This window comes from Streptomyces sp. NPDC101225 (assembly GCF_044767585.1).
Taxonomy (GTDB): Bacteria; Actinomycetota; Actinomycetes; order Streptomycetales; family Streptomycetaceae; genus Streptomyces.
The window spans coordinates 1-24312 of sequence record NZ_JBIWOE010000065.1 but is presented as its reverse complement, the minus strand read 5'-3'; the positions used below and the strand labels follow the sequence as shown (position 1 = coordinate 24312).

At 71.2% G+C, this 24312-nt stretch carries 17 protein-coding genes; 9 read left to right on the top strand and 8 right to left on the bottom strand.

Annotated features, from left to right (window positions below; translation table 11 throughout):
- Positions 1-56: 56 nt before the first annotated feature.
- A complete protein-coding gene (locus tag ACIRPX_RS43380) occupies positions 57-551 on the bottom strand; it encodes a hypothetical protein (RefSeq protein WP_404205662.1) in 495 nt (164 codons plus the stop codon).
- Positions 552-970: 419 nt separating this feature from the next.
- Between ACIRPX_RS43380 and ACIRPX_RS43375 the strand changes: the two genes are divergently transcribed.
- From ACIRPX_RS43375 to ACIRPX_RS43355, 5 genes are read left to right on the top strand one after another with little or no spacing between them, the layout of a single operon-like run.
- Positions 971-3898, top strand: coding sequence for a nitrate- and nitrite sensing domain-containing protein (locus ACIRPX_RS43375; protein WP_404205651.1), 2928 nt, complete (start codon positions 971-973; stop codon positions 3896-3898).
- Positions 3895-4332: a roadblock/LC7 domain-containing protein gene (locus ACIRPX_RS43370; RefSeq protein WP_399137417.1), complete on the top strand. Its 438-nt coding sequence runs from the start codon at positions 3895-3897 to the stop codon at positions 4330-4332. The genes ACIRPX_RS43375 and ACIRPX_RS43370 overlap by 4 nt, the downstream gene beginning before the upstream one ends.
- Positions 4333-4341: 9 nt before the next feature.
- Entirely contained in the window at positions 4342-4737 is a 396-nt protein-coding gene (locus tag ACIRPX_RS43365; RefSeq protein ID WP_404205650.1) for a DUF742 domain-containing protein, read from the top strand.
- A gap of 24 nt (positions 4738-4761) precedes the next feature.
- A complete protein-coding gene (locus ACIRPX_RS43360) occupies positions 4762-8391 on the top strand; it encodes a hydantoinase B/oxoprolinase family protein (RefSeq protein WP_404205649.1) in 3630 nt (1209 codons plus the stop codon).
- Entirely contained in the window at positions 8372-8977 is a 606-nt protein-coding gene (locus ACIRPX_RS43355; RefSeq protein WP_404205648.1) for a GTP-binding protein, read from the top strand. Before ACIRPX_RS43360 ends, ACIRPX_RS43355 begins: the two co-directional genes overlap by 20 nt.
- Before the next feature lie 77 nt (positions 8978-9054).
- Here the strand turns inward: ACIRPX_RS43355 and glpK are convergent, their stop codons facing one another.
- From glpK to ACIRPX_RS43335, 4 genes are all read right to left on the bottom strand, one after another.
- Positions 9055-10566 (bottom strand): glycerol kinase GlpK, encoded by a 1512-nt coding sequence (gene glpK, locus ACIRPX_RS43350; protein WP_404205647.1) that lies wholly within the window; start codon positions 10564-10566, stop codon positions 9055-9057.
- A gap of 454 nt (positions 10567-11020) precedes the next feature.
- Positions 11021-12673, bottom strand: coding sequence for an EAL domain-containing protein (locus tag ACIRPX_RS43345; protein ID WP_404205646.1), 1653 nt, complete (start codon positions 12671-12673; stop codon positions 11021-11023).
- A gap of 146 nt (positions 12674-12819) precedes the next feature.
- Positions 12820-14010, bottom strand: a complete 1191-nt coding sequence (locus ACIRPX_RS43340) for a lipid-transfer protein (RefSeq protein ID WP_404205645.1) — start codon at positions 14008-14010, stop codon at positions 12820-12822.
- Positions 14007-14432 (bottom strand): Zn-ribbon domain-containing OB-fold protein, encoded by a 426-nt coding sequence (locus ACIRPX_RS43335; RefSeq protein ID WP_404205644.1) that lies wholly within the window; start codon positions 14430-14432, stop codon positions 14007-14009. Before ACIRPX_RS43335 ends, ACIRPX_RS43340 begins: the two co-directional genes overlap by 4 nt.
- 195 nt (positions 14433-14627) lie before the next feature.
- On the opposite strand from ACIRPX_RS43335, the gene ACIRPX_RS43330 reads away from it, so the two are divergent.
- Together ACIRPX_RS43330 and ACIRPX_RS43325 are read left to right on the top strand one after the other, a co-directional pair.
- Positions 14628-15437, top strand: a complete 810-nt coding sequence (locus tag ACIRPX_RS43330) for a M15 family metallopeptidase (protein WP_404205643.1) — start codon at positions 14628-14630, stop codon at positions 15435-15437.
- A gap of 47 nt (positions 15438-15484) precedes the next feature.
- Positions 15485-16021 carry an NUDIX domain-containing protein gene (locus ACIRPX_RS43325; RefSeq protein WP_404205642.1) on the top strand — a complete coding sequence of 179 codons (537 nt, stop codon included), beginning with the start codon at positions 15485-15487 and terminating at the stop codon, positions 16019-16021.
- 1 nt (position 16022) lies between these two features.
- Here the strand turns inward: ACIRPX_RS43325 and ACIRPX_RS43320 are convergent, their stop codons facing one another.
- Positions 16023-18389 (bottom strand): TIM-barrel domain-containing protein, encoded by a 2367-nt coding sequence (locus ACIRPX_RS43320; RefSeq protein ID WP_404205641.1) that lies wholly within the window; start codon positions 18387-18389, stop codon positions 16023-16025.
- A 213-nt stretch (positions 18390-18602) separates the two neighbouring features.
- Here ACIRPX_RS43320 and ACIRPX_RS43315 point away from each other — a divergent pair, with 213 nt between their 5' ends.
- Both ACIRPX_RS43315 and ACIRPX_RS43310 read left to right on the top strand, forming a co-directional pair.
- Entirely contained in the window at positions 18603-20570 is a 1968-nt protein-coding gene (locus tag ACIRPX_RS43315) for an acetoacetate--CoA ligase (protein ID WP_404205639.1), read from the top strand.
- A gap of 156 nt (positions 20571-20726) precedes the next feature.
- On the top strand, positions 20727-21623 hold the full coding sequence (locus ACIRPX_RS43310) for a hypothetical protein (RefSeq protein ID WP_404205638.1): 897 nt from the start codon (positions 20727-20729) through the stop codon (positions 21621-21623).
- Positions 21624-21702: 79 nt separating this feature from the next.
- Here the strand turns inward: ACIRPX_RS43310 and ptsP are convergent, their stop codons facing one another.
- Both ptsP and ACIRPX_RS43300 read right to left on the bottom strand, forming a co-directional pair.
- Positions 21703-23373, bottom strand: a complete 1671-nt coding sequence (ptsP, locus tag ACIRPX_RS43305; protein ID WP_404205637.1) for a phosphoenolpyruvate--protein phosphotransferase — start codon at positions 23371-23373, stop codon at positions 21703-21705.
- 79 nt (positions 23374-23452) lie between these two features.
- On the bottom strand, positions 23453-23902 hold the full coding sequence (locus tag ACIRPX_RS43300) for a PTS glucose transporter subunit IIA (RefSeq protein WP_404205636.1): 450 nt from the start codon (positions 23900-23902) through the stop codon (positions 23453-23455).
- Positions 23903-24312: the final 410 nt, after the last annotated feature.

Genomic DNA, 24312 nt, shown 5'->3' with positions numbered 1-24312 from the left:
GGCCCAGGTCCGTCCGCGGACGGCACGGCTCAAGACCGTCCCCTGAGCGGCACGGCTCAGGGATGCGACAGCTGGCCGGTGCCGCCGCGCCTGCGTATGCGCTCCTGGGCCCGCTCGGTGGCCTTCGCCTGCCGCCGGGCCCGGCGGCGCTCACGGCGCAGCGCCCGCGCCGTGCTGCTCGGATCCGACACCACGCCGTACCGCTGGTTCCACACCTGGCGGGTCACCCAGACGTCGAGCGCTCCCCAGGTGGCCACCACGGTGCTGACTATGCTGCTGATGACCATCGGGAAGGCCAGCCAGGACCCGGCCATGGTGCAGAAGAAGGCCACCATCGCCTGAAGCAGCGTCACGGCGATGATGATCACCGCGCGCACCGCCGCCGTCCGCACCGGATCGGGCAGCCGGCGCCGGCGGGCCGGCTCCTCCACCCACAGGGCCCGGCGCTCGTCCACCGGGAGGTCGCGCTCCGGTGCCTCCGCACCCCTCCGCACCGCCGATCGCGCCGCCGCACCGTCCGCGGGCGCCATGCGCCGCTCCGCCGTGCCCATCACCGTGTCACTCCCCACCGCCGCAGACTGCTCGTCCGTACCCCTTGGCACGTCTTCCCCCACTGGCTGCCCGGCTTGCGTCGCTTTACGCCGCTCACGTGCCGGATGCCGCTCAAGCGGCCGATTCCACGCATCTCCCGTAGAGAGGACGAACGAGGCGTCCTGAAGATTCCCAACGAGCATAAATTTCAGGCCAATCCACCAGCCGGGCCGGTCGGGCGAGTTTCAACGGCCGTGGCGGATCGGGGAGGCAATCTCCCCCAATGGCCGGACAACTCCGCATGTCTCGCCGCCCGCGCGGAAGTTCAGCTTCCGGACGGCTCTTCGAGTTGGCCATGTGTCGGTAGTAGGCTCGCGCCGTTTGTTGACGTACATGTGTACCTACCCCCGGTCGCAGGGGGGTCGAGCTGGGGGAGGCCATGCGCTTTCGCGGGAAGTCGATCCGCCGGAAGATCGTGGCGCTGCTTCTCGTGCCGTTGGTGTCCCTCACCGCGATCTGGGGCTTCGCCACGGTACTGACGGGACGCGAGGCACAAGACCTGTTCAATGTGTCGGACGTGGTGGAGAAGGTCGGGTATCCGATCGAGGACACCGTCCGCGTGCTGCAGCAGGAACGCCGCCAGACCCTCGTCTACCTCGCCGACCCGCGGGCCTCCGACGGGCTCGCCGCCCTCAGGCGCAGCCGGACCGCCACGGACGAGGCCGTCGCCAAGATCCGCACGAACGCCAAGAACCCCGATGTGCGCGACGCGCTCGGGCACGGCACGGACGAGCACCTGACCACCGTGCTGGAGGCGTTCGACGGCATCGACGCCCTGCGCCGCAGCGTCGAGGACGGCACCGTCGACCGTGCCCAGGCCCTCGACCTCTACAACCGCCTGGTCGACCCCTGCTACGTCCTGCTCGGCAATCTCCACGTCGTCGACAACGTCGAGATGGACAAGCAGTACCGCGCCCTGGTCAACCTCGCCCGGGCCCGTGAACTGCTCTCCCGCGAGGACGCCCTGCTCGGCTCCTCCCTGATCGTCGGCCGGCTCACCCGCACGGAGAGCCGCGACGTCAGCGACCTCGTGGCCCAGCGCAGTCTGATGTACGACGTCAACCTGCCGCTGCTGCCCTCGTCGGAACGCGACCGCTACGAGGAGTTCTGGAAGAACGCCGCCACCGCGCCACTGCGCGTGGCCGAGCAGTCCGCCACCACCGCCACCGACGGCCGGGCCGGCGAGGTCACCGCGCAGGGCTGGGACACCGCTGCCGGGAACGTGCTCGACAAGCTCGGCACCCTCAACGACCAGGCGAGCGACCGCTACCAGGACCGCGTCCGCCCCGTGGCGATGGGCGTCATCGCCAAGGCGGCCGTCGCCGGTGTGCTGGGCCTGGTCGCCGTGCTCCTCTCGCTCTTCCTGTCCGTGCGGGTCGGCCGCACGCTCATCCGTGACCTGCGGCAGCTGCGGCTGGAGGCCCACGAGGCGTCCGGCGTCCGGCTGCCCAGCGTCATGCGCCGCCTGTCCGCGGGCGAACAGGTCGACGTGGAGACCGAGGCCCCGCGCCTGGAGTACGACAAGAACGAGATCGGCGAGGTCGGCCAGGCCCTCAACACCCTTCAGCGCGCGGCCGTCGAGGCCGCCGTCAAGCAGGCCGAACTGCGCGCCGGTGTGTCCGAGGTGTTCGTGAACCTCGCCCGGCGCAGCCAGGTCCTGCTGCACAAGCAGCTCACGCTGCTCGACACCATGGAACGCCGGACCGAGGACACCGACGAACTCGCCGACCTGTTCCGCCTCGACCACCTGACCACCCGTATGCGGCGCCATGCCGAGGGCCTCGTGATCCTCTCCGGCGCCGCCCCGTCCCGGCAGTGGCGCAAGCCCGTCCAGCTCATGGACGTCGTCCGGGCGGCCGTCGCCGAGGTCGAGGACTACGAGCGCATCGAGGTCCGCCGCCTGCCGCGGATCGCCGTCACCGGTCCTGCCGTCGCCGACCTCACCCACCTCGTGGCCGAACTGCTGGAGAACGCCACGGTGTTCTCCCCGCCGCACACGGCCGTGCAGGTGCTGGGGGAGCGGGTCGCCAACGGCTTCACCCTGGAGATCCACGACCGCGGCCTCGGTATGGCCGCCGACGTCCTCCTGGACGCCAACCTCCGGCTCGCCGAGACGCCGGAGTTCGAACTGTCCGACACCGACCGGCTCGGACTGTTCGTGGTCAGCCGGCTGGCCCAGCGGCAGAACGTAAGGGTCTCCCTCCAGCCGTCGCCGTACGGCGGCACCACCGCGGTCGTCTTCGTCCCCGACGCGCTGCTGACCGACGACGTCCCGGACACCAACGGCATCGGCTTCCGCCTCGACCGGCCGCACCCCTCGAAGGAGGCGGAGGTCGAGGAGAGCCGCCGCACCTCGCTCTCCCAGCTGCCCGTGCAGCTTCCGGGTCTTCCCGCCGCCCTGCTGGACGGCCCCGTGGAACTGGAGGCTCCGGTCGATCTCGACGCCGTGGAGGATTTCGCGGGCGCTCTCGACGACGAGGACGGCGAACGGGGCGGGATCTTCCGTCCCCGGCGCTCCATCGCCCTCGCGGACGACGCCTCGGCCGGCCACGGCGACCGTCCGCCCCACGGCCGCCCGGACCCCCGTGAACCGGCCCGCTTCGACACCGCCGGCGACGTGGGTGAGCCGGTCCCGCTGACCCGCCGCCGCCCGCCCAAACTGATCAGCTCGCACGGACGCCCGGTCACCGAGCAGCGCTCGCGGCGCGAGGACGCCGCCGAACGGGCAGCGGCCGGCCAGGGCCGCCCCGAGCCGGAGGCCGCCGCGCCGCTGCCGCAGCGCCGCCGGGGAGACGGACCGCAGGCGGGCACCGGCTCGGGCCGGTCCGGCGAGGAAGCGGCGCCGGCACTGCCGACCCGCCGGCGCGGAGCCTCACCGCTGCGCCCCGGCGCGGGCGGACCCGACCGGTCCGCCGACCCCGGATCTCCGGCAGCTGAGCGGCCGGGCGGCGGCGAGGACGCGCCGCCTCCCGCCCTCCCCGCACGCGGCCGGCCCGCCGCGATCGCATCGCGTGGCGAGGACCCCGCCGCCGGGCGCTCCGGCACCGCGCCGCGGGACACCGGCCCCGGCAGCGGCCCGCTGCCCCGGCGTGTACGGCAGGCGAACCTGGCTCCCCAGCTGAAGCAGAGCGCCCAGCGGCCCACGCAGGACAGTGAGCAGCCGGTCGAGCGGGACGCCGACGAGGTACGCAGCCGGATGGCCTCGCTCCAGCGCGGCTGGCAGCGTGGCCGTGAAGAGAATGCCGCGGGTGACGACACCCACAGCGGCACAGCACCACAACGAACGACTAAGGGGGACGGTCGATGACCGCACCGAAGGCGACCGGCCACACCGAGACCAGCAGGTCGGGGGAGCTCAACTGGCTTCTGGACGACCTGGTGGACCGCGTCGCGAGCATCCGCAAAGCCGTCGTGCTCTCCAGCGACGGCCTGGCGACCGGCGTGTCCAAGGACCTGACCCGCGAGGACAGCGAGCACCTCGCCGCCGTGGCCTCCGGGTTCCACAGCCTCGCCAAGGGCGTGGGCCGCCACTTCGAGGCGGGCAACGTCCGGCAGACCGTCGTCGAGCTGGACGAGGCCTTCCTCTTCGTCACGGCCGCCGGAGACGGCAGCTGCCTGGCCGTCCTCTCGGACGCTGACTCGGACGTCGGCCAGGTGGCGTACGAGATGACGCTCCTGGTCAAGCGGGTCGGCGTGCATCTCGGCGCCGCTCCGCGCACCGATCTGCCCGCAGGCGGGTAGTGAGATGTCATGAGCTCTGACGGTCAGCGAAGAAGCCACTGGTTCGACGACGAGGCCGGACCGGTGGTCCGTCCGTACGCGATGACGCGTGGCCGGACCACCAGTGCGGGCCAGCACCGTCTCGACCTGATCGCGGTGGTCGTCACCGAGCCCCAGGCGGACGACCCGGACGCCGACTCGTCGCTGTCCCCGGAGCACGTCGACATCGTCTGCCTGTGCCGCGACACCCCTCAGTCGGTCGCCGAACTCGCCGCCGAACTCGATCTGCCCGTCGGAGTGGTGCGGGTCCTCGTCGGGGACCTCGTCGCCCGGGAATTCGTCCACGTCACGCGGCCCGTACCCCCCGCCGAACTGCCGGACGAGAGTATTCTGCGCGACGTGATCAACGGCCTCCGGGCACTGTGACCGGTGCGGAAGCGGGGTACGGACGTGACAGGTTGGCAGTTCTGGGTCGATCGGGGCGGCACCTTCACCGACATCGTCGCGCGACGCCCCGACGGCCGTCTGCTCACCCACAAGCTGCTGTCGGAGAACCCGGCGCGGTACTCCGACGCGGCCGTCGCGGGCGTGCGCGAACTCCTCGACGGCTCCCCGGATCCCATCGAGGCCGTCCGCATGGGGACGACGGTCGCCACCAACGCACTCCTGGAACGCAAGGGCGAACGCACCCTGCTGGTCGTCACCCGTGGCTTCCGTGACGCCCTGCGCATCGCCTACCAGAACCGCCCCCGGATCTTCGCCCGCCGCATCGAACTCCCCTCCCTGCTCCACGAGCGGGTCGTGGAGGTCGACGAGCGCATCGCCGCCGACGGCACCGTCCTGCGCGCCCCCGACCTCGACGCCCTCGCCGGTCCCCTGCGGGAGGCGTACGAGGACGGCATCCGGGCCGTCGCCGTCGTCTGCATGCACAGCCACCTGCACCCCGCCCACGAGCAGGCCGTGGGTGAGCTGGCCGCCCGTCTCGGCTTCGAGCAGATCTCGCTGTCCAGCGAGGTCAGCCCGCTGATGAAGCTCGTACCACGTGGGGACACCGCGGTCGTCGACGCCTACCTCTCGCCCGTCCTGCGCCGCTACGTCCAGCATGTCGCCGACGAACTGCGCGGCGTCCGGCTGATGTTCATGCAGTCCAACGGCGGGCTCGCCGAAGCCGGGCAGTTCCGCGGCAAGGACGCCATCCTCTCCGGGCCGGCCGGAGGCATCGTCGGCATGGCCCGCATGTCGCAGCTGGCCGGATTCGACCGCGTCATCGGTTTCGACATGGGCGGCACCTCCACCGACGTCTCGCACTTCGCGGGTGAGTACGAGCGCGTCTTCACGACCCGGATCGCCGGCGTCCGGCTGCGCGCGCCGATGCTGGACATCCACACCGTCGCCGCCGGCGGCGGTTCGGTCCTGCACTTCGACGGCACCCGCTACCGCGTAGGGCCGGACTCGGCGGGCGCGGACCCGGGGCCCGCCTGCTACCGCGGCGGCGGCCCACTCGCGGTCACCGACGCCAACGTCATGCTCGGCCGCATCCAGCCCGCGCACTTCCCCAAGGTGTTCGGCCCCCAGGGTGATCAGCCGCTCGACGGGGAGCTCGTCCGCGACCGGTTCACCGCCCTCGCCCGCGAGATCCGCACGAGGACCGGGGACGACCGCACCCCCGAACAGGTCGCCGAGGGATACCTGCAGATCGCCGTCGCCAACATCGCCAACGCCGTCAAGCGGATCTCCGTCCAGAAGGGCCACGACGTCACCCGCTACGCCCTCACCACGTTCGGCGGCGCGGGCGGCCAGCACGCGTGCATGGTGGCCGACTCGCTCGGCATCCGCACCGTCCTCGTACCGCCGATGGCCGGCGTCCTGTCCGCGCTCGGCATCGGCCTCGCCGACACCACCGCCATGCGCGAGCAGTCCGTCGAGGCGGCGCTGGGGACGGCGTCCATGCCCGCCGTCCTCAAGATCGCCGACGACCTGGAGCAGGCGGCCCGCTCGGAACTCCTCGCCGAGGACGTCCTCGAGGACCACATCCAGGTCACCCGCCGCGCGCAGCTGCGCTACGACGGCACCGACACCACCCTGACCGTCGAGCTGACCGAGCCGGGCGCGATGACCCCCGCCTTCGAAGAACGTCATCGCGCCACGTACTCCTTCACGCTCGACCGCCCGATCGTCGTCGAAGCCCTCTCCGTCGAAGCCACCGGCATCACGGAACCCCCCGATCTCTCCGCCCTCGCCCCCTACGACGCCACCCGTGAGGGCGGCCCGGCCGCGCCGGTGACCGTCCGCCTGCACACCGGCGGCTCCTGGCGCGACGTACTCCTCCACCGCCGTGAGGACCTTCCTCCGGGCGGTACCGTCAGCGGCCCCGCGATCATCACCGAGGCCAGTGCGACGACCGTCGTCGACGACGGCTGGCAGGCCGTGGCCCACGACGACGGGCATCTGCTCATGGAACGCGCGGCGATCACGGAGAGTTCCGATCTCGGCACAGAAGCGGACCCCGTTCTGCTGGAGGTCTTCAACAACCTCTTCATGTCGATCGCCGAACAGATGGGCGCGCGGCTGGAGTCGACGGCCCAGTCCGTCAACATCAAGGAGCGCCTCGACTTCTCGTGCGCCCTCTTCGACCCGGACGGGAACCTGGTGGCCAACGCGCCGCACATCCCCGTTCACCTGGGTTCGATGGGCACGAGCGTCAAGGAGGTCATCCGGCGCCGCGGCACCTCGATGCGGCCCGGGGACACCTACGCCGTCAACGACCCCTACCACGGTGGCACCCACCTGCCGGACGTCACGGTGATCACCCCGGTCTTCGACACGGAGGGTGACCGGATCCTCTTCTACGTCGCCTCCCGCGGCCACCATGCCGAGATCGGCGGCATCGCCCCCGGCTCCATGCCGGCCAACAGCCGCACCATCGAGGAGGAAGGCATCCTCTTCGACAACTGGCTGCTCGCCGAGCACGGCCGCTTCCGCGAGGAGGAGACCCTCCGCCTGCTCACCGAGGCGCGCCACCCCTCCCGCAACCCGAAGACCAATCTGGCCGACCTGCGCGCCCAGATCGCCGCCAACCGCAAGGGCGTCGACGAAGTCGTCCGCATGATCGACGACTTCGGCCTCGACGTCGTCCAGGCGTACATGAAGCACGTGCAGGACAACGCCGAGGAAGCCGTGCGCCGAGTCGTCGACGCCCTTGACGACGGCGCGTACTCCTACGAGACCGACGCGGGCGCCCACATCCGGGTACGCGTGCGCGTGGACCGCGAGAACCGCCGCGCGACCATCGACTTCACCGGCACCTCCGCCCAGCTGGCGAGCAACTTCAACGCCCCCTTCGCGGTGGTCAACGCGGCCGTCCTGTACGTCTTCCGCACCCTCGTCGCCGACGACATCCCGCTCAACGACGGCTGTCTGCGCCCCCTCGACATCGTCGTGCCGCCCGGCTCCATGCTCGCGCCCGAGCCGCCGGCCGCCGTGGTCGCGGGCAACGTCGAGACCTCCCAGGCCATCACCGGGGCTCTCTACGCCGCACTCGGCGTCCAGGCCGAGGGCTCCGGGACGATGAACAACGTCACCTTCGGCAACGAGCGGTACCAGTACTACGAGACGGTCGCCTCCGGCTCCGGCGCGGGCGACGGATTCCCCGGCGCGCCCGTCGTCCAGACCCACATGACCAACTCGCGGCTGACCGACCCCGAGGTCCTGGAGTGGCGGCTGCCCGTGCACCTCGACGAGTTCGCCGTGCGCCCGGGCAGCGGTGGCGCCGGGCGGTGGCCCGGCGGGGACGGCGCGGTGCGCCGCATCCGCTTCCACGAGCCCATGACGGTCTCCACGCTGTCCCAGCACCGCAGAATCCCGCCGTACGGCATGGCGGGCGGCGAGCCCGGCGCGCTGGGCGCCAACCGGGTGGAGCGCGCGGACGGCACGGTCACCGCGCTCGGCGGCAGCGACTCGGCCGACGTCGGCCCGGGCGACGTACTCGTCATCGAAACCCCCGGCGGTGGAGGTTACGGCCCGCCGTCGTCCCATCCCCATCAAGCAGGAGAAGAGATCGATGATCTTCGGGCGTTCTGAGCGCGGGAAGCCTCCGGTCGAGCCCGTCACGCTCAAGATCCTGGTGGCCGGCGGCTTCGGCGTGGGCAAGACCACGCTGGTCGGCGCGGTCAGCGAGATCAGGCCGCTGCGCACCGAGGAACTGCTCACCGAGGCCGGACGCCCCATCGACGACACGAGCGGTGTCGAGGGCAAGCACACCACCACGGTGGCCATGGACTTCGGCCGGATCACCATCCGCGAGAACCTCGTGCTGTACCTGTTCGGCACGCCGGGGCAGGAGCGGTTCTGGTTCATGTGGGACGAGCTCTCCGAGGGCGCCCTCGGAGCTGTCGTGCTCGCCGACACCCGCCGTCTGGAGGACTGCTTCGCCGCGGTCGACTATTTCGAGCGGCGTTCCATACCGTTCCTCGTGGGCGTCAACTGTTTCGAGGGCGCGTCCCGCTACCCCGAGGCCGACGTCCGCCAGGCCCTCGACCTGGACGACGACGTACCGCTGGTGCTGTGCGACGCCCGCGACCGGGAATCCGTCAAGAAGGTCCTGGTCGGCGTCGTCCAGCACGCGATGGCGCAGGCGGCGGACCGCCGCCGTGCCGTCACCACCTGAGGCACGCGCACGGCCCGTACCCCCGCCGACCGGGGTACGGGCCGCGGCCCATGGCGCCCACGCGCGCGTGCGTGGGCCTAGTTGTCGCCGTCCTCCGCCCAGCCGAAGCTCTTCTCCACGGCCTTGCGCCAGTTGTGGTACTCACGGTCGCGTACGGAGGCCTCCATGGCGGGCGTCCACTCGACGTCCTTCTGCCAGTGGCTCTTCAGCTCCTCGAGGTCGTTCCACACTCCGGTGGCGAGTCCCGCCGCGTACGCGGCGCCCAGGCAGGTGGTCTCGGAGACCTTCGGGCGGACCACGGGGACGTCGAGGACATCCGCCTGGTGCTGCATGAGCAGGTTGTTCTTGGTCATGCCGCCGTCCACCTTGAGGGTGGTGATGTGCACGCCGGAGTCCTGGAACATGGCGTCCACCACTTCACGCGTCTGCCAGCTCGTCGCCTCCAGCACGGCCCGCGCCAGGTGGGCCTTGGTGACGTAGCGTGTCAGGCCGGTGATGACACCGCGCGCGTCGGAGCGCCAGTACGGTGCGAACAGGCCGGAGAAGGCAGGCACGATGTACGCGCCGCCGTTGTCCTCGACACTCGCCGCCAGGGGTTCGATCTCGTCGGCGTTGCGGATGATGCCCAGCTGGTCGCGGAACCACTGGACGAGGGCGCCCGTTATCGCTATCGAGCCCTCCAGGCAGTAGACCGGCGCCTCACTGCCGATCTTGTAGCCCATGGTCGTCAGCAGCCCGCTCTTCGACGGCACGGGCCGGTTGCCCGTGTTGAGCAGCAGGAAGGAGCCCGTACCGTACGTGTTCTTGGCCGTGCCCACGTCGTAGCAGGCCTGCCCGAACACGGCCGCCTGCTGGTCGCCGAGGGCCGATGCGACCGGAACCCCGCCCAGCTGGCCGACGGCGGTGCCGTACACCTCGGCCGAGGACCTGATCTCGGGAAGAACCGCCTCGGGGACGTTCATCGCGGAGAGGATGGACTGGTCCCACTGGAGGTTCTCCAGGTTCATCAGCATGGTGCGGCCGGCGTTGGTCACGTCGGTGACGTGCTGCCCGCCGTCGGTGCCGCCCGTGAGGTTCCAGATCAGCCAGGTGTCCATGGTGCCGAAGGCGATCTCGCCGTTCTCGGCGCGGGCCCTGAGGCCGGGCACGTTGTCGAGCAGCCAGGCGGCCTTGGGGCCGGAGAAGTAGGTGGCCAGTGGCAGTCCGGTCTGCTCGCGGAACCGGTCCTGCCCGTCCGATCCGCCCAGCTGCTTGGTCAGCGCCGCGGTGCGGGTGTCCTGCCAGACGATCGCGTTGTGCACGGGTTTGCCCGTGGCCCGGTCCCACAGGACCGTGGTCTCCCGCTGGTTGGTGATGCCGAGCGCGCTGAGCTGGTCGGCGCGCAGTCCGGCCTTGGCGAGCGCTCCGGCGACCACGGCCTGCACCTTGGACCAGATCTCCGTGGCATCGTGCTCGACCCAGCCCGGCTTGGGGAAGATCTGGCGGTGCTCACGCTGGTCGACGGCGACGATCGCGCCGTCCTGGTTGAAGACGATGCAGCGGCTGGAGGTGGTGCCCTGGTCGATCGCGGCGACGAACTTGTCCGTCATGACGTCCCCTTCGTCGTTCCTTCAGAAGGCTGCTGTGAATCAGAAAGCCGGTGTGCGGAGCGAAGGTCCGATGACGACGCTGCCGCGCCCGTCGCCGTGCGTGTCCGCGTTGCTCATGGCGGCTCCTAGGCCCTGTCCCGGGGCGATCGACCCCGGTCCTGTGTGCAGGGTGCGCTTCCCACGGCGACTTCGGCCGAAGGCAGGTGGGCCCCGCGCCCCCGCTCGGCGTCCGTGACGAGCTTGCCGTCGCAGTCGCATCGACCGTGGGGGAGCGGCCCGGCTCCGGAGGCGGCGCTCGTAGGGAGCGTGCCTGGATAGACCGTGTATGTACGGCGATGTCGACTGACACCGGAAGTTTTCACCGGCGCCCACAGAGCGTCAAGGTCGCCGACGGCAACGGTGACAGCCGGCGGTGTGTCCGTGCGCGGTGGGCAGGGTCGGTCGGTTGTGACGATCAGCCTAGGCCCGGTTCGGCCGCCGCGCACCCGGCCTGGGCCGGCGCCGCCTCTCCGCCGAGCCGGATCTCGTGGCCCGCCCTGTCCGCCCGGCCCAGTACCCAGCTCGCCCCGTGCAGCGATTTCGCGGTTTTCTTCAGGGGTGCCAGGCACGCGGCGGCCTGCCGGTGGTCCATCACGCTGCCGGGCGGGCACACCACGGTGGCCAGGGACAGCGTGACCGCACGCCCGCCGGCGGACCAGGGCGCGTCCAGCATCGAGACGGCGAGCGGATCCAGCCGTTCCGGGTCGGCGAGCACCAGGAAGTCGTCGCCGCCGATGTGGCCGACACGGGTGGTGCCGACCGCCGCGTGCTGCAGCGCCCGCCCCACCGAGCGGATCAGCTCGTCGCCGGCCGCGAACCCGGCTCCGTCGTTGACCTGCTTGAAGTGGTCCACGTCCAGCCAGCTCAGGGCGAACGTCCGGCCGTCCGCGATCCGGCGGTCCACCTCGTCGGTGATCGCGTCCGAGCCCGGGAGCCGGGTGAGCGGATTGAGCCCCGCCGCTTCCTCGACACGGCTCTCGGCGAGCGCCCGCACCAGGTCCGCGAGCCGTACGACCCCCACACACCGGCCGTGCGGGTCCACCACCGTCACATCGTCCGACGTACGGCTTCGGCCGCCGACGGCGACCACGTCCAGGACCTCCCAGGCGGTGGCGTCGACGCCCACCGTCCGCGGCGGGTCCCCGAGCTTCGTGGCGGGCCGGTCGGCGTACAGCGCGTGTCCGTAGCGCCCCGAGAGCGACAGCAGGAAGCGCGAGCGGTGCACCGAGCGGACCGGCCGTCCGTGCTGGTCCACGAGCAGCACTCCGGACACGTCGGGCGAGCCGGTCAGCAGCGCCCGCACTTGACCGGCCGACGCGGTGGCGGGCAGCAGCGCGGCGGGGCGCACGAACTCCCGCACCGAAGGGCCCGACCTCGGCACGGTCATGGCACCGGGGGAGCGGGGCGGAACGTATACGTCCGCGACTGGCAGCCGGGCCGGGGGTGCGAACAGCTCGCCCTGTCCCAGTTGCGCGCCGGCCGAGATCGCTGCGGCGCACTGCAGCTCCGTCTCCACGCCCTCGACGGCCAGGAGCGCCCCCAACTGCTCGGCGAGCGTCCGCATGGCCTGCACCGCGGCCGGCCGCGCCAGCAGAGACGCGTCCAGTTTCAGCAGGTCGGGCCCCATGTCGACGAGGAGCCGCAGGGGTACGTCCCCGTCCCCGACGCCGTCCGCGCTGATCCGGAAGCCCTGGGCCCGCAGGGCGCCCACCGCCTCGAGCAGGGCCTGCTGCGGGACGTGGGTGTACGGCGGCCCGATGTCGATCGTCACCTCCCACGGCAGCCGTCCGGCCTCGCGCACGGCGTCGTGGAGCGGGGTGAGGCCGCCGAGGTCGGCGAGGGTGCCCGCGAACACGTTGACGTGCAGCGGCAGCAGGGTCTCCTTGTGCGCCGCCGCTCGCAGCGCCAACACCGCGAGTCTGCCGTCGAGTTCCGGATTGCGACGGGCTTCGGCCAGGATGTCACCGGTCTCCGGGCGGGCGAGTATCTCCAGCCCCGCCACCGCTCCGGTGGCCAGGTTGACCACCGGTTGGAAGGCGAAGCGGAGAGTGTCCGTCCAGGAGCGCACGGGAGCATGATGACTCCGCCGGCGGGCGCCCAGGCCCAGTTCATGAGACGTTCACGCAGGATTCCGGGGTGATCACGCAGGGTGCGAGAAAGGGCTTGCCCCGCCGCGCGGCCCCGGGGGTGCCGACCACGCGCCCGAACCGGCCCTCAACGAACGGCGACCACCGAGGACCCGTGCCCGAACAGGCCCTGGTTCGCGGTGATCCCGACGCGCGCCCCGGCGACCTGCCGGTCGCCCGCCTCCTGTCTCAGCTGCCAGGTCAGCTCGCACACCTGGGCGATGGCCTGAGCCGGAACCGCCTCGCCGAACGAGGCCAGGCCGCCGCTCGCGTTCACCGGTATGCGCCCGCCCAGGGCCGTGGCGCCCTCCCGCAACAGCTTGGCGCCCTCTCCCTCACCGCACAGCCCGAGATCCTCGTACCACTGCAGCTCCAGGGCGGTGGACAGGTCGTACACCTCCGCGAGGGACAGATCCTCCGGACCGAGGCCCGCCTCCTCGTAGGCGGCCCGCGCGATCGAGGCGCGGAAGGTGTCGGCGGCCGGCTCCACCGCCACCGCCGAGTCGGTGGCCATGTCCGGCAGATCCAGCACCGTACTGGGGTAGCGCGGTGTCACCGTGGACACCGCGCGGATGCGCACAGGCCGGTGCGCACCGTGCCGGCGCGCGAACTCCATGCTGGACAGCACCAGAGCGGCGCCTCCGTCCGACGTCGCGCAGATGTCGAGCAGCCGCAGCGGGTCGGCCACCACGGCGGACGCGGCGACCTCTTCTGCGGTGACCCGCTTGCGGTAGCGCGCATTCGCATTGAGCGCGCCCAGAGCCGAGTTCTTGACCTTGACCTGGGCGAAGTCCTCCACGGTGTCGCCGTGGACGGCCATGCGGCGGCGCGCGTACAGCCCGAAGTACGTGGGGTTGGTCGCCCCCAGGACGCGGAAGCGCAGCCAGTCGGGATCGTCCGGCCGGTCCCCTCCCGCCGGCCGGAAGAACCCTTTGGGAGCCGCGTCCGCTCCCACCACGAGGACGACGTCCGCGAGGCCGGACAGTATCTGCGCGCGGGCGGTGTCGACCGCGTGCGCACCCGACGCGCACGCCGCGTACACGCTGGCCACCCTGGCGCCCTGCCAGCCCAGCGCCTTGGCGAAGGTCGCGCCGGCCACATGGCCCGGATATCCGCCGCGCACCGTGTCGGCCCCGACGACCGAGCCCACGTCCCGCCAGGCCACCTCGGCATCGGCGAGCGCCGCACGGGCCGCCGCGGCCCCGTACTCGACGAAACCGCGTCCCCACTTGCCCCACGGGTGCATGCCCGCGCCGAGCACCGCCACCTCCTCCGTCATGCCTCCACCCCCGTCGGCCGCCAGTGCCACGTCGTCCAGGTCGTCTCCGCGTCCTCGTCGAGCACGCCGGGGACCACCCGCACCTCCATGCCGACCGCCAGATCGGCGACCGTGATCCCGGGGACCGCCTGCCCCAGCACCACGATCCGCTCGGCGTCCAGCTCCACAGCGATCAACGTGTACGGCTCCCACGGAAGTTCCGGATCGGTCACATACGGTGACGGAGGCCGGTATCTGCTGTCCGTGTAGGACCAGACGCGCCCGCGTGGGGAGAGCGGCATCTCCTCCAGCGTTCCGCCGGGGCACAGGGGATTGCGGCAGTGGGCGTCCTCGCGGGGGAAGAAGACCGAGGCGCACGCCGCGCAGCGCGTGCCGAGGAGCCTGAAGTCGTCCCCGTCGCCGGTGAACCACCCTTCGACCACAGGCGTGCGTGTACGCGACAAAGTCTCTCCTCGCGAAGAAATCTGACGGGACGTCAGGAGTGTGTCACGGGCTTCCGGAAATGGGCAGGGTCCCGCCCGAACCGAACGGCGTCCCACTGCGTCGTCGTTACGGAAGGGACGGCCGGGGCCCACGGGGGTGGATCCGGCCGTCCCGATTTGATAGACGCAGGAGACATGACACGTCTCTCCCGAGCACTACGCGCTCTGATCACCGCACTCGCCGCGCTGTCGGCGGTCGCAGCGGCCACCGCGACCGCCCAGGCGAAGACGGAGCACGAGGCGCCCAAGGACTTCGTGGCCCTGCGCACCGTGGACCCGACGATCATCCAGGAGATGCGCTACTTCACCCCGCACAACTTCGTCGGCGAGCGCATCGACGGCTACCGGCAGCCGATCTGCATCCTCACCCGGCCGGCCGCCGAAGCGCTGCACAAGGCCCAGGCACGGCTGCTGCGTCAGGGATACAGCCTCAAGGTCTACGACTGCTACCGTCCGCAACGCGCCGTGAACCACTTCGTCCGCTGGGCCGAGGACCTCGACGACCAGGCGATGAAGGGCGAGTTCTACCCGAACGTCGACAAGACCCGGCTGTCCGAGGACGGCTACATCGCGGAGAAATCCGGCCACAGCCGCGGCTCGACCATGGATCTCACCCTGGTGAAACTGCCCGCCCGGCCGACCCGGCCGTACCACCCCGGGCAGCCCCTCGTACCGTGCTTCGCGCCCAAGGACCGGCGCTTCCCCGACAACTCCGTCGACATGGGCACCGGATTCGACTGCTTCGACCCGCTCGCCCACACCCTCGACCCCCGTGTCCAGGGCGAACAGCGCGCCAACAGGCTCCTCCTCAAGAACACCCTCGAGCGCGTGGGCTTCGTGAACCTCGCCGAGGAGTGGTGGCACTTCACGTACCGGCCCGAGCCCTACCCGGACACCTACTTCGACTTCCCCGTCTCCTCGAAGTCCCTCGACCGTCGCTTCTGAGCCGCCTCCTGGAGACGCCCTCGCCGTGATCGGATACATTCCGCATCGTGTCCGAAACTCATGCCTCCACCCCCGACTCCGCGCCGGACTCCCACTGTTCGAGCTGCGGAGCGCCCTACGGCGAGGGCGTATCCGGCTGGCCCCGCACCTGCCCGGTCTGCCACGCCGTGGCCTACCGCAACCCGCTGCCGGTGGCGATCGCGCTCCAGCCCGTGTACGACACGAAGGGCACCGCCCTGGTCGTCATCACGCGCACCGTCGCCCCCGCGCGCGGGGGCATCGCGCTGCCCGGCGGTTACATCGACGACCGGGAGGAATGGCGCCAGGCCGTCGTCCGCGAACTCAAGGAGGAGACCGGCATCGACGCGGCCGGGCGGGACGTGCGGCTCGTCGACGCCATGAGCTCGCCCGACGGACACCTGCTGCTGTTCGGCCTGCTTCCCGAGCGCCCGGCCGAGGGCCTCCCCAAGTCGACCGCCACGGACGAGACGCAGGGCTGGCACCTCCTGCGCAGGCCCGACGAACTCGCCTTCCCGCTGCACACGCTGGCGGTGCGGGCCTGGTTCGAGGGCCGCTACGTCTGAGTCAGCCCTTGCCGAGCCCCCGGACGCGGACCGGGTGGGGCGGCTCGCTGCCGCCGCCCTCGCCCTCCCGCTCGACCACGAGCCGCTGCCCGGCCCAACGGGTGACGTAGCGCTCGAGTTCCGGTTCGTCCCATCCGTCACCCGCGTCCTGCACCACCAGGCCGCCACCGGTACGCCCCGGGGCGGGCGCCCACACCTCGAGTTCCAGCCCACCGTCCTCCCCGCGCACCGGGACGACGGCACCCGCGCGCGCGAGCACCGGTATCCGCGCCAAGGGAGCGTCGAGGAACACCTGCCCGGGCCCCTCGTACGACCGCTCCGTCGCGGTGTCGTACCAGCGCCCCCGGGGCAGCCGCACCGCACGCCGGTTCGCGCCCGGGTCGAGCACCGGCGCCACCAGCAGGCAGTCGCCCAGAAGGAAGGCGTCCTCGCAGTCGCGCAGCGCACGGTCCTCGGGCGCCGACCACCACACGGGCCGCGCGTACGGCGCTCCCGTACGCCGGGCCAGATGCGCGAGCGTCACGAAGTAGGGCAGCAGCCGACGGCGTTCGACGAGCGCCACGCGCGCGTGCTCCAGCACCTCGGCGCCGAACTCCCACGGCTCCCGGCGCCCTGCCCGCAGACTCGCGTGCGTGCGGAACAGCGGCAGAAACGCGCCCAGTTGGAACCAGCGCAGATACAGCTCGGGCGACGGACTCCCGTCGAATCCGCCCACGTCCGGACCCGAATACGGCACACCGCACAGGCCGAGGCCGAGAACCAGCGACAGTGACGCCCGCAGCCCGGGCCACCCTGTCGCCACGTCACCGGACCACGTGCCCCCGTAGCGCTGCATCCCGACCCAGCCGGAGCGCGAGAAGATGAACGGCCGCTCCTCCGGCGCCAGTTCGCGCAGTCCTTCGTAACCGGCCCTGGCCATGCACAGCGCGTAGACGTTGTGCGCCTCGCGGTGGTCCCCGCCCCGTCCGTCCAGGGCGTGCCGGGCCGAGCGCGGCAAGGTCGGCTCCCCGAAGGCGGCGAACGAGGTGGGCTCGTTCATGTCGTGCCAGAACCCCGAGAATCCCTGGGCCAGCCGCTCCTCGTACAGCCGCCCCCACCACGCACGCACGCGTGCGTGCGTGAAGTCCGGGAACACCGCCTCCCCGGGCCATACGACTCCTCGGACAACCCGGCCCGCAGCGTCCCGCACGAACGCGTCCTCGGCCGTTCCGCTGTCGTACACCGCGTTGCCCTCGGCGGCCTTGACCGCGGGATCCACGATGGACACCAGCCGGATCCCGTCCCGGCGCAGCTCCTCCGCCAGCAGGGGCAGCTTCGGGAAGTTCTCGTGGTCGACGGTGAACACCTGGTGCTCGTCGTAGTGGTCGATGTCCAGATGGACGGCGTCGAGCGGCAGCTCCCGCTCCTGGTACCCGGCGACGATCCGCCGCACCTCCTGCTCGCTGCCGAAGCCCCAGCGCGCGTGGTGATGACCCAGGGCCCACGCGGGCGGGAGCGCGGGCGCACCCGTGAGCGACGCCCAGACGAGCAGTACGCGCGCGGGGGTGCCGACCACCACCCAGCAGCGCAGCGGACCACCCTCCATCCGCAACTCGGACGACCCCGCCCGGTCGTGCCCGGAACCTGCCCCCTCCTCACCCTCCCGCAGCGTCACCGTGCCGACCCACGAGGTGTCACGGAACACGAGATGCGTCGCCGCGTCGGCGACCACCAGCTGCACCGGCATTGTGATGTACAGCGGATCGTCACCGGGGCCGAAGGCGTGCCCCGGGTCCGTGTTCCACAGCCGGTACGTTCCGTCGCGCATCCGCGGCCCCGACGCCCGCCCTCCGAGCCCGAAGAAACGCGCGTCCGCGGCCACTTCCGACCGCTGCATCCAGCGCGCCGTGCCACCCGCGACCGGCTCCCACCACCGGGGCGGCAGATCACGCCGCAGCGTCACGCCTCCGGGCGTACGGACCTCGACCGCGCCGTGGCGTGAGACGGCGACCGTGACCCGCTCGGCCACGACCCGCCAGCCGCCCTCCTTGTCCGGCTCCAGGACCGCCCGGGTGTCCGGCTCCGGGCAGCGGCCCGCGAGCGCGTACGACGGCTCCGGAGCGGCCCCGTCCCAGCCCCAGAAGACCGCGCCGTTCACCGCGACCATGATGCGCAGCTCGGACCGGCTGAACCGGATGATGCCGCCACCCGGAGCGGTCTCCACCTCCTGCACGGACCCGGGCACCCGCGCGCGCTCGGCGCCGCGTGACGGCAGGGCAGCCGCGTCCGCGCGCCGTGTGCGCCATGCGGCTCGCACGGTGCGCAACCCCTGGGCCGCCCCCGCAGAACCGACCGTCTTTATCGAACGCACCAGGTCACGACCGTTCATGCTGCTCACCCTGCCATTGACCGGTCCACGCGCGTGTGTCGTTCAACTGCCGTTCACCCATGCCAAGACCACATCTTCACGGCACGGACTATGTGGAGCGTGCCCTGGTGCAGAAGTCGATCACATGGCATCGTCCCTGTCAGCCGCGTCACGCGCACACCCCAGCCCGTGCGCGACCGACGCACACGACGCGCACAGTCCGGGAGCCGCCCCATGTCGACCGAGAACCCCCAGCCGCTCTGGCAGCCAGATCCCGAACGCATCGCCCAGGCACAGGTCACGAAGTTCCAGGCCTGGGCGGCCGAGCACCACGGAGCCCCGGCCGAGGGCGGTTACACGGCCCTGCACCGCTGGTCCGTCGACGAGCTGGAAGCCTTCTGGACAGCCGTCACCGAGTGGTTCGGCGTACGGTTCTCCACACCCTACGCGCGCGTGCTCGGCGACCGTTCCATGCCCGGTGCCGCATGGTTCCCCGGGGCGAAGCTCAACTACGCGGAGCACGCCCTGCGCGCGGCGGCGACCCGTGCGGACGAGCCGGCTCTCCTGTGTGTGGACGAGACCCACGAACCGCGGCCCGTGACCTGGGCCGAACTGCGCCGCCAGGTCGGCTCCCTGGCCGCCGAGCTGCGCTCCCGCGGCGTGCGCCCCGGAGACCGCGTCAGCGGCTACCTCCCGAACGTCCCGCAGGCCGTCGTCGCCTTCCTCGCCACGGCCGCCGTGGGCGCCGTCTGGACGTCCTGCGCCCCCGACTTCGGCGCCCGCAGCGTCCTGGACCGCTTCCAGCAGGTCGAACCGGTCGTCCTGTTCACCGTCGACGGCTATCGCTACGGCGGCAAGGAGCACGACCGCCGCGACGTCGTCGCCGAGCTGCGCAGCGAGCTGCCGACCGTGCGTGTCGTCGTGCACATCCCCCTCCTCGGCACCGAGGCTCCCGAAGGCGCCCTGGAGTGGTCGGCGCTGACCGGCGCGGACGTGGCACCCGTCTTCGAGCAGGTGCCCTTCGACCACCCCCTGTGGGTGCTCTACTCCTCCGGCACGACCGGCCTGCCCAAGGCCATCGTGCAGTCCCAGGGCGGCATCCTGATCGAGCACCTCAAACAGCTCGGCCTGCACTGCGACCTGGGCCCCGAGGACCGCTTCTTCTGGTACACGTCCACCGGCTGGATGATGTGGAACTTCCTCGTCTCCGGCCTGCTCACCGGCACGACGATCGTCCTCTACGACGGCAGCCCCGGCTTCCCGGACACAGGCGCCCAGTGGCGCATCGCCCAACGGACCGGCGCCACTCTGTATGGCACCTCCGCGGCGTACGTCATGGCCTGCCGCAAGGCCGGCGTGCACCCGTCGCGCGACTTCGACCTCTCCGCGGTGGACTGCGTCGCCACCACCGGGTCCCCCCTGCCGCCCGACGGGTTCCGCTGGCTGCACGACGAGGTGCGGGACGACCTGTGGATCGCCTCCGTCAGCGGCGGCACGGACGTGTGCTCGTGCTTCGCGGGAGCGGTACCGACGCTCCCGGTGTACGTCGGTGAACTCCAGGCAGCCGGTCTCGGCACCGACCTGCAGTCCTGGGACCCGAGCGGCAGGCCGTTGACCGACGAGGTCGGCGAGCTCGTGGTCACCAACCCCATGCCGTCGATGCCGATCCACTTCTGGAACGACCCCGACGGCAGCCGCTACCACGACAGCTACTTCGACACCTACCCCGGCGTGTGGCGCCACGGCGACTGGATCACCCTCACCTCCCGCGGCTCCGTCGTGATCCACGGCCGCTCCGACTCCACGCTCAACCGCCAGGGCGTACGCATGGGCTCCGCGGACATCTACGAAGCCGTCGAGCGCATTCCCGAGATCAAGGAATCCCTCGTCATCGGCATCGAGCAGCCGGACGGCGGCTACTGGATGCCGCTCTTCGTGCACCTGACGCCCGGCGCCACACTGGACGAGGCCCTGCTGGGCCGCATCAAGCAGACCATCCGCGAGCAGCTCTCACCGCGGCACGTCCCCGACGAGGTCATCGAGGTGCCCGGCGTCCCCCACACCCTGACCGGCAAGCGCATCGAGGTCCCGGTCAAGCGACTCCTCCAGGGCACACCGCTGGAGAAGGCCGTCAATCCGGGCTCCATCGACAACCTCGACCTGCTGCACTTCTACGAGGACCTCGCCCGCAAGCGCGCCTGAACGCACTCCAAGGGCCCAACCACCGCAGCGGCCTCGGGTTCACCGGACACGTGAAGGAAGCCCGGGGCCGGCCGCACCCCCCTTGCCCTGAGACGTCGTTGTCAGTGCCGCCGGTTACTGTGAGTGAGCATTGATCGACTGTGCACAGGGGGAAAGATGACGCACGACACCGACCACCTGACCATGCGACGCCTTCTGCGCCGCGAGATCGCGGGCACCATCGGCCTGTTGACCGACGAGCACGACTTCCGGGCCATGTGCCGCTACCGCAGCTTCGCCTTCGACGACCACACGGCCTATCTCCAGCAGGTGGAGGCGCTCCTCAAGACACGCGTCTCCCAGGGCAGCCACACCACGGTCGCGCTCTTCGACCCGCAGGAGTACGCCGACTTCTGCGCGGACAAGGACCTCGACCCCGACGCCCAGTCGAGCCGAGCACGCTTCACCGCCGAACTGTCGACCACGGGAGCCGTCCTCCCCTACGAGGGCCAGCCCCTCGGCGACTTCGTCCCGGCCCTCGTCGACGAGGCCGTCCGCCAGGCCACCTGGGAGTATGCGTCCACACTCCTCGCGCGCATGGGCACCTGCGCCTCCTGCGGGGAGGACATCGGCCGCGCCGCCTTCACCCGCGCCTCCCACCTCCTCGTCCGCATCCTCGACACGGCGGACGCGGGCAACCGCCACCTCGTCTGCAGCGTCTCGGCGGAACCGGAGACACTCCTCTCCGTCCTGCACGCCGACAAGGACGACGGCGGTGCCTTCCATCTCGACGAGGCCGAAGCGCTCGAATTCACCACGGTCCTCGCCCTCGGCATCGCCACCCGCAGCCCGGGCGGGCTCGTGATGCGCACCAGCGCACCCGGAACCACCGACCGCGTCTACGGTTGGCGGCTGCGCGGTGAAGGGCTCGAACCCCTCACGGCGGGGGAGGTGTTCGACGCCTACTGCACCGACATCGACTCCGGCGACATCATCTCGCCGGAGTCGGACGTCGACTACTGCGTACCACCCGACCTCGGGCAGGCAGGAGAGACGCCGGGGCACCACCACTGAACGGAAAGGGGGCGCCCCACCCGCAGGTGGAGCGCCCCTGAAGACACCGTCGACGCGGCAGCTGGTAGCCCCCGCCCGACTACTCGCCGGAGAGCACCGCCTGCGCGGCATCGCGCGCTTCCTCGGCGCTGTCCGCGGCGCGGGCCGCCGCAGCGGCGCGCTCGCACTGGGCCAGCGTGTGCTTGCCGAGCGTCGCCCGCACATAGGGAATCGACGCGGCACCCATGGAGAGGGAGGTGACACCCAGACCGGTCAGCACACAGGCGAGCAGCGGATCGGACGCGGCCTCGCCGCAGACACCACAGCTCTTGCCCTCGGCCTTCGCGGCCTCCGCGGACAGCGCGACCAGGTCGAGCAGCGCGGGCTGCCAAGGGTCCTGCAGCCGGGAGACCGCACCCACCTGACGGTCGGCGGCGAAGGTGTACTGCGCGAGGTCGTTGGTGCCCAGTGACAGGAACTCGACCTCCTGCAGGATCGACCGGGCCCGCAACGCGGCCGACGGGATCTCGACCATCGCACCGAACTTCGCCTGCAGCCCCGCCGCACGGCAGGCGTCGGCGAACGCCTTGGCGTCGGCACGGTCGGCCACCATCGGAGCCATGACCTCGAGGTAGACCGGCAGCCCCTCGGCGGCCTTCGCGAGCGCGGTCAGCTGGGTACGCAGCACGTCCGGGTGGTCCAGCAGCGTCCGCAGACCGCGCACGCCCAGCGCCGGGTTGGGCTCGTCGGCCGGCGTCAGGAAGTCCAGGGGCTTGTCGGCACCGGCGTCCAGCACACGTACGACGACGCGTCCCTCCGGGAACGCCTCCAGGACCTGCCGGTAGGCGTCGACCTGCTTCTGCTCCGACGGCGCGTTCTTGCTGTCGTCGAGGAAGAGGAACTCGGTACGGAAGAGCCCGACTCCCTCGGCTCCGGCCTCGACGGCGGCCGGTACGTCCGCGGGACCGCCGACGTTGGCCAGCAGCGGCACCTTGTGCCCGTCCGAGGTGGCACCGGGACCGATGGCGGCGGCGAGCGCTGCCTTGCGCTCGGCGGCCGCGGCGGCGAGCTGGGCCTTCTTCTCCTCGCTGGGGTTCACGAAGATCTCTCCGGAGCTGCCGTCGACCGCGATCACGGTGCCTTCGGCCAGCTCACCGGCGCCGGGCAGCGCCACCACGGCGGGAACACCGAGCGCCCGCGCCAGGATGGCGCTGTGGCTGGTCGGCCCGCCCTCCTCGGTGACGAAGCCGAGGACCAGCGTGGGGTCGAGCAGCGCGGTGTCGGCAGGCGCGAGGTCACGGGCGATCAGGACGTATGGCTCGTCGCTGTCCGGGACACCCGGCATCGGAACACCGAGCAACCGGGCGACGATACGATTCCGCACGTCGTCCAGGTCGGCCACACGGCCGGCGAGATACTCGCCCGCCCCGGCCAGCAGGGCACGGTACGCGGCGAAGGCGTCGTACACCGCCCGCTCGGCCGTGCTCCCGACGGCGATCCGCCGTTCGACATCCGCCATCAGCTCGGGATCCTGGGCCATCATGGCCTGCGCCTCGAGCACAGCCTGGGCCTCGCCCCCCGCCAGATTGCCGCGCGCCATCAGATCGGCCGCCACAGCTTCCACGGCCTGGCGAGCGCGCCCCTGTTCACGCTCCGCGTCCTCCGCCGGGATCTGCTTGGCAGGCGGCTCCAGGACCGCCGTTCCCATGTGCCGAACCTCGCCGATCGCCACACCGTGGCTCACACCGACGCCTCGCAGCGTTGTCTCCATCTCACCCGTCTCCGATAGTGCGGCGGGTCCCGCCGCCGCGGTGGTTGTACAACGTGCCGTCATGTCGACGGCGCTGACGTCACTCCCAGACGAAAAGGCTGTCGCCGGCCTTCACGTCACCGTCTTCACGAAGATCGGAAAGTGCCTCGGCGGTGGCTTCGAGCGCCACGACCGGGCATACGGCCGACTTGCCCGCGGCCTCCACGGCCACAGGGTTCCAGCGCACCACGCCCTGCCCGCGCGTCACGGTGTCGCCCTTGTTCACGAGCAGCTCGAAGCCCTCGCCGTTCAGCTGCACCGTGTCGATGCCCAGGTGCGTGAGCACGCCATGTCCGTGCTCGTCCACCACGACGAAGGCGTGCGGGTGGAGAGAGACGATGACCCCGTCCACGGGAGCGATGGCCTCGGCGGGCTCCCGAACGGGATCGATCGCCGTACCCGGGCCGACCATGGCCCCGGAGAAGACGGGATCCGGCACTGCTGCCAGTCCGATGGCGCGTCCTGCAACGGGGGACGTCACGGTGGTCATGGGAAGCCTCCGAGGGGTGGAGATCGAGAAGGGCCGTCACCGTGCGTACCGGACGGCGCACTGTGAGCAGGCTATGTCATATGAACTAGGGGTTCCGCATGGAAGATACCCGGAAGTGGTCTAGACCACCACCCCAATCGATTTGCACCCTCTTCCCGGCCCCCTGTACAGTCGTACTCCTGCTTGAGACCGAGCGGCACGGTCAAGTGCCCTTACTCAGCAGCACCCATACTCGTCAGATCCTATCCCGGGATCATCTTCTGCATGCCCGCAGGAGAGTGGTCAGAGGGACAGAAAATCACTGATAGAGTTTGGAACACCGAAGGGAAGCGCCCGGAGGAAAGCCCGAGAGGGTGAGTACGAAGGAAGCGTCCGTTCCTTGAGAACTCAACAGCGTGCCAAAAGTCAAC

Coding starts and splice junctions, on each gene's coding strand:
- ACIRPX_RS43380 (WP_404205662.1), bottom strand. CDS start 551: ATGGGCACGGCGGAGCGGCGCATGGCGCCCGCGGACGGTGCGGCGGCG.
- ACIRPX_RS43375 (WP_404205651.1), top strand. CDS start 971: ATGCGCTTTCGCGGGAAGTCGATCCGCCGGAAGATCGTGGCGCTGCTT.
- ACIRPX_RS43320 (WP_404205641.1), bottom strand. CDS start 18,389: ATGAACGGTCGTGACCTGGTGCGTTCGATAAAGACGGTCGGTTCTGCG.
- ACIRPX_RS43300 (WP_404205636.1), bottom strand. CDS start 23,902: ATGACCACCGTGACGTCCCCCGTTGCAGGACGCGCCATCGGACTGGCA.
- ACIRPX_RS43330 (WP_404205643.1), top strand. CDS start 14,628: ATGACACGTCTCTCCCGAGCACTACGCGCTCTGATCACCGCACTCGCC.
- ACIRPX_RS43370 (WP_399137417.1), top strand. CDS start 3,895: ATGACCGCACCGAAGGCGACCGGCCACACCGAGACCAGCAGGTCGGGG.
- glpK (WP_404205647.1), bottom strand. CDS start 10,566: ATGACGGACAAGTTCGTCGCCGCGATCGACCAGGGCACCACCTCCAGC.
- ACIRPX_RS43355 (WP_404205648.1), top strand. CDS start 8,372: ATGATCTTCGGGCGTTCTGAGCGCGGGAAGCCTCCGGTCGAGCCCGTC.
- ACIRPX_RS43310 (WP_404205638.1), top strand. CDS start 20,727: ATGACGCACGACACCGACCACCTGACCATGCGACGCCTTCTGCGCCGC.
- ACIRPX_RS43340 (WP_404205645.1), bottom strand. CDS start 14,010: ATGACGGAGGAGGTGGCGGTGCTCGGCGCGGGCATGCACCCGTGGGGC.
- ACIRPX_RS43315 (WP_404205639.1), top strand. CDS start 18,603: ATGTCGACCGAGAACCCCCAGCCGCTCTGGCAGCCAGATCCCGAACGC.
- ACIRPX_RS43365 (WP_404205650.1), top strand. CDS start 4,342: ATGAGCTCTGACGGTCAGCGAAGAAGCCACTGGTTCGACGACGAGGCC.
- ptsP (WP_404205637.1), bottom strand. CDS start 23,373: ATGGAGACAACGCTGCGAGGCGTCGGTGTGAGCCACGGTGTGGCGATC.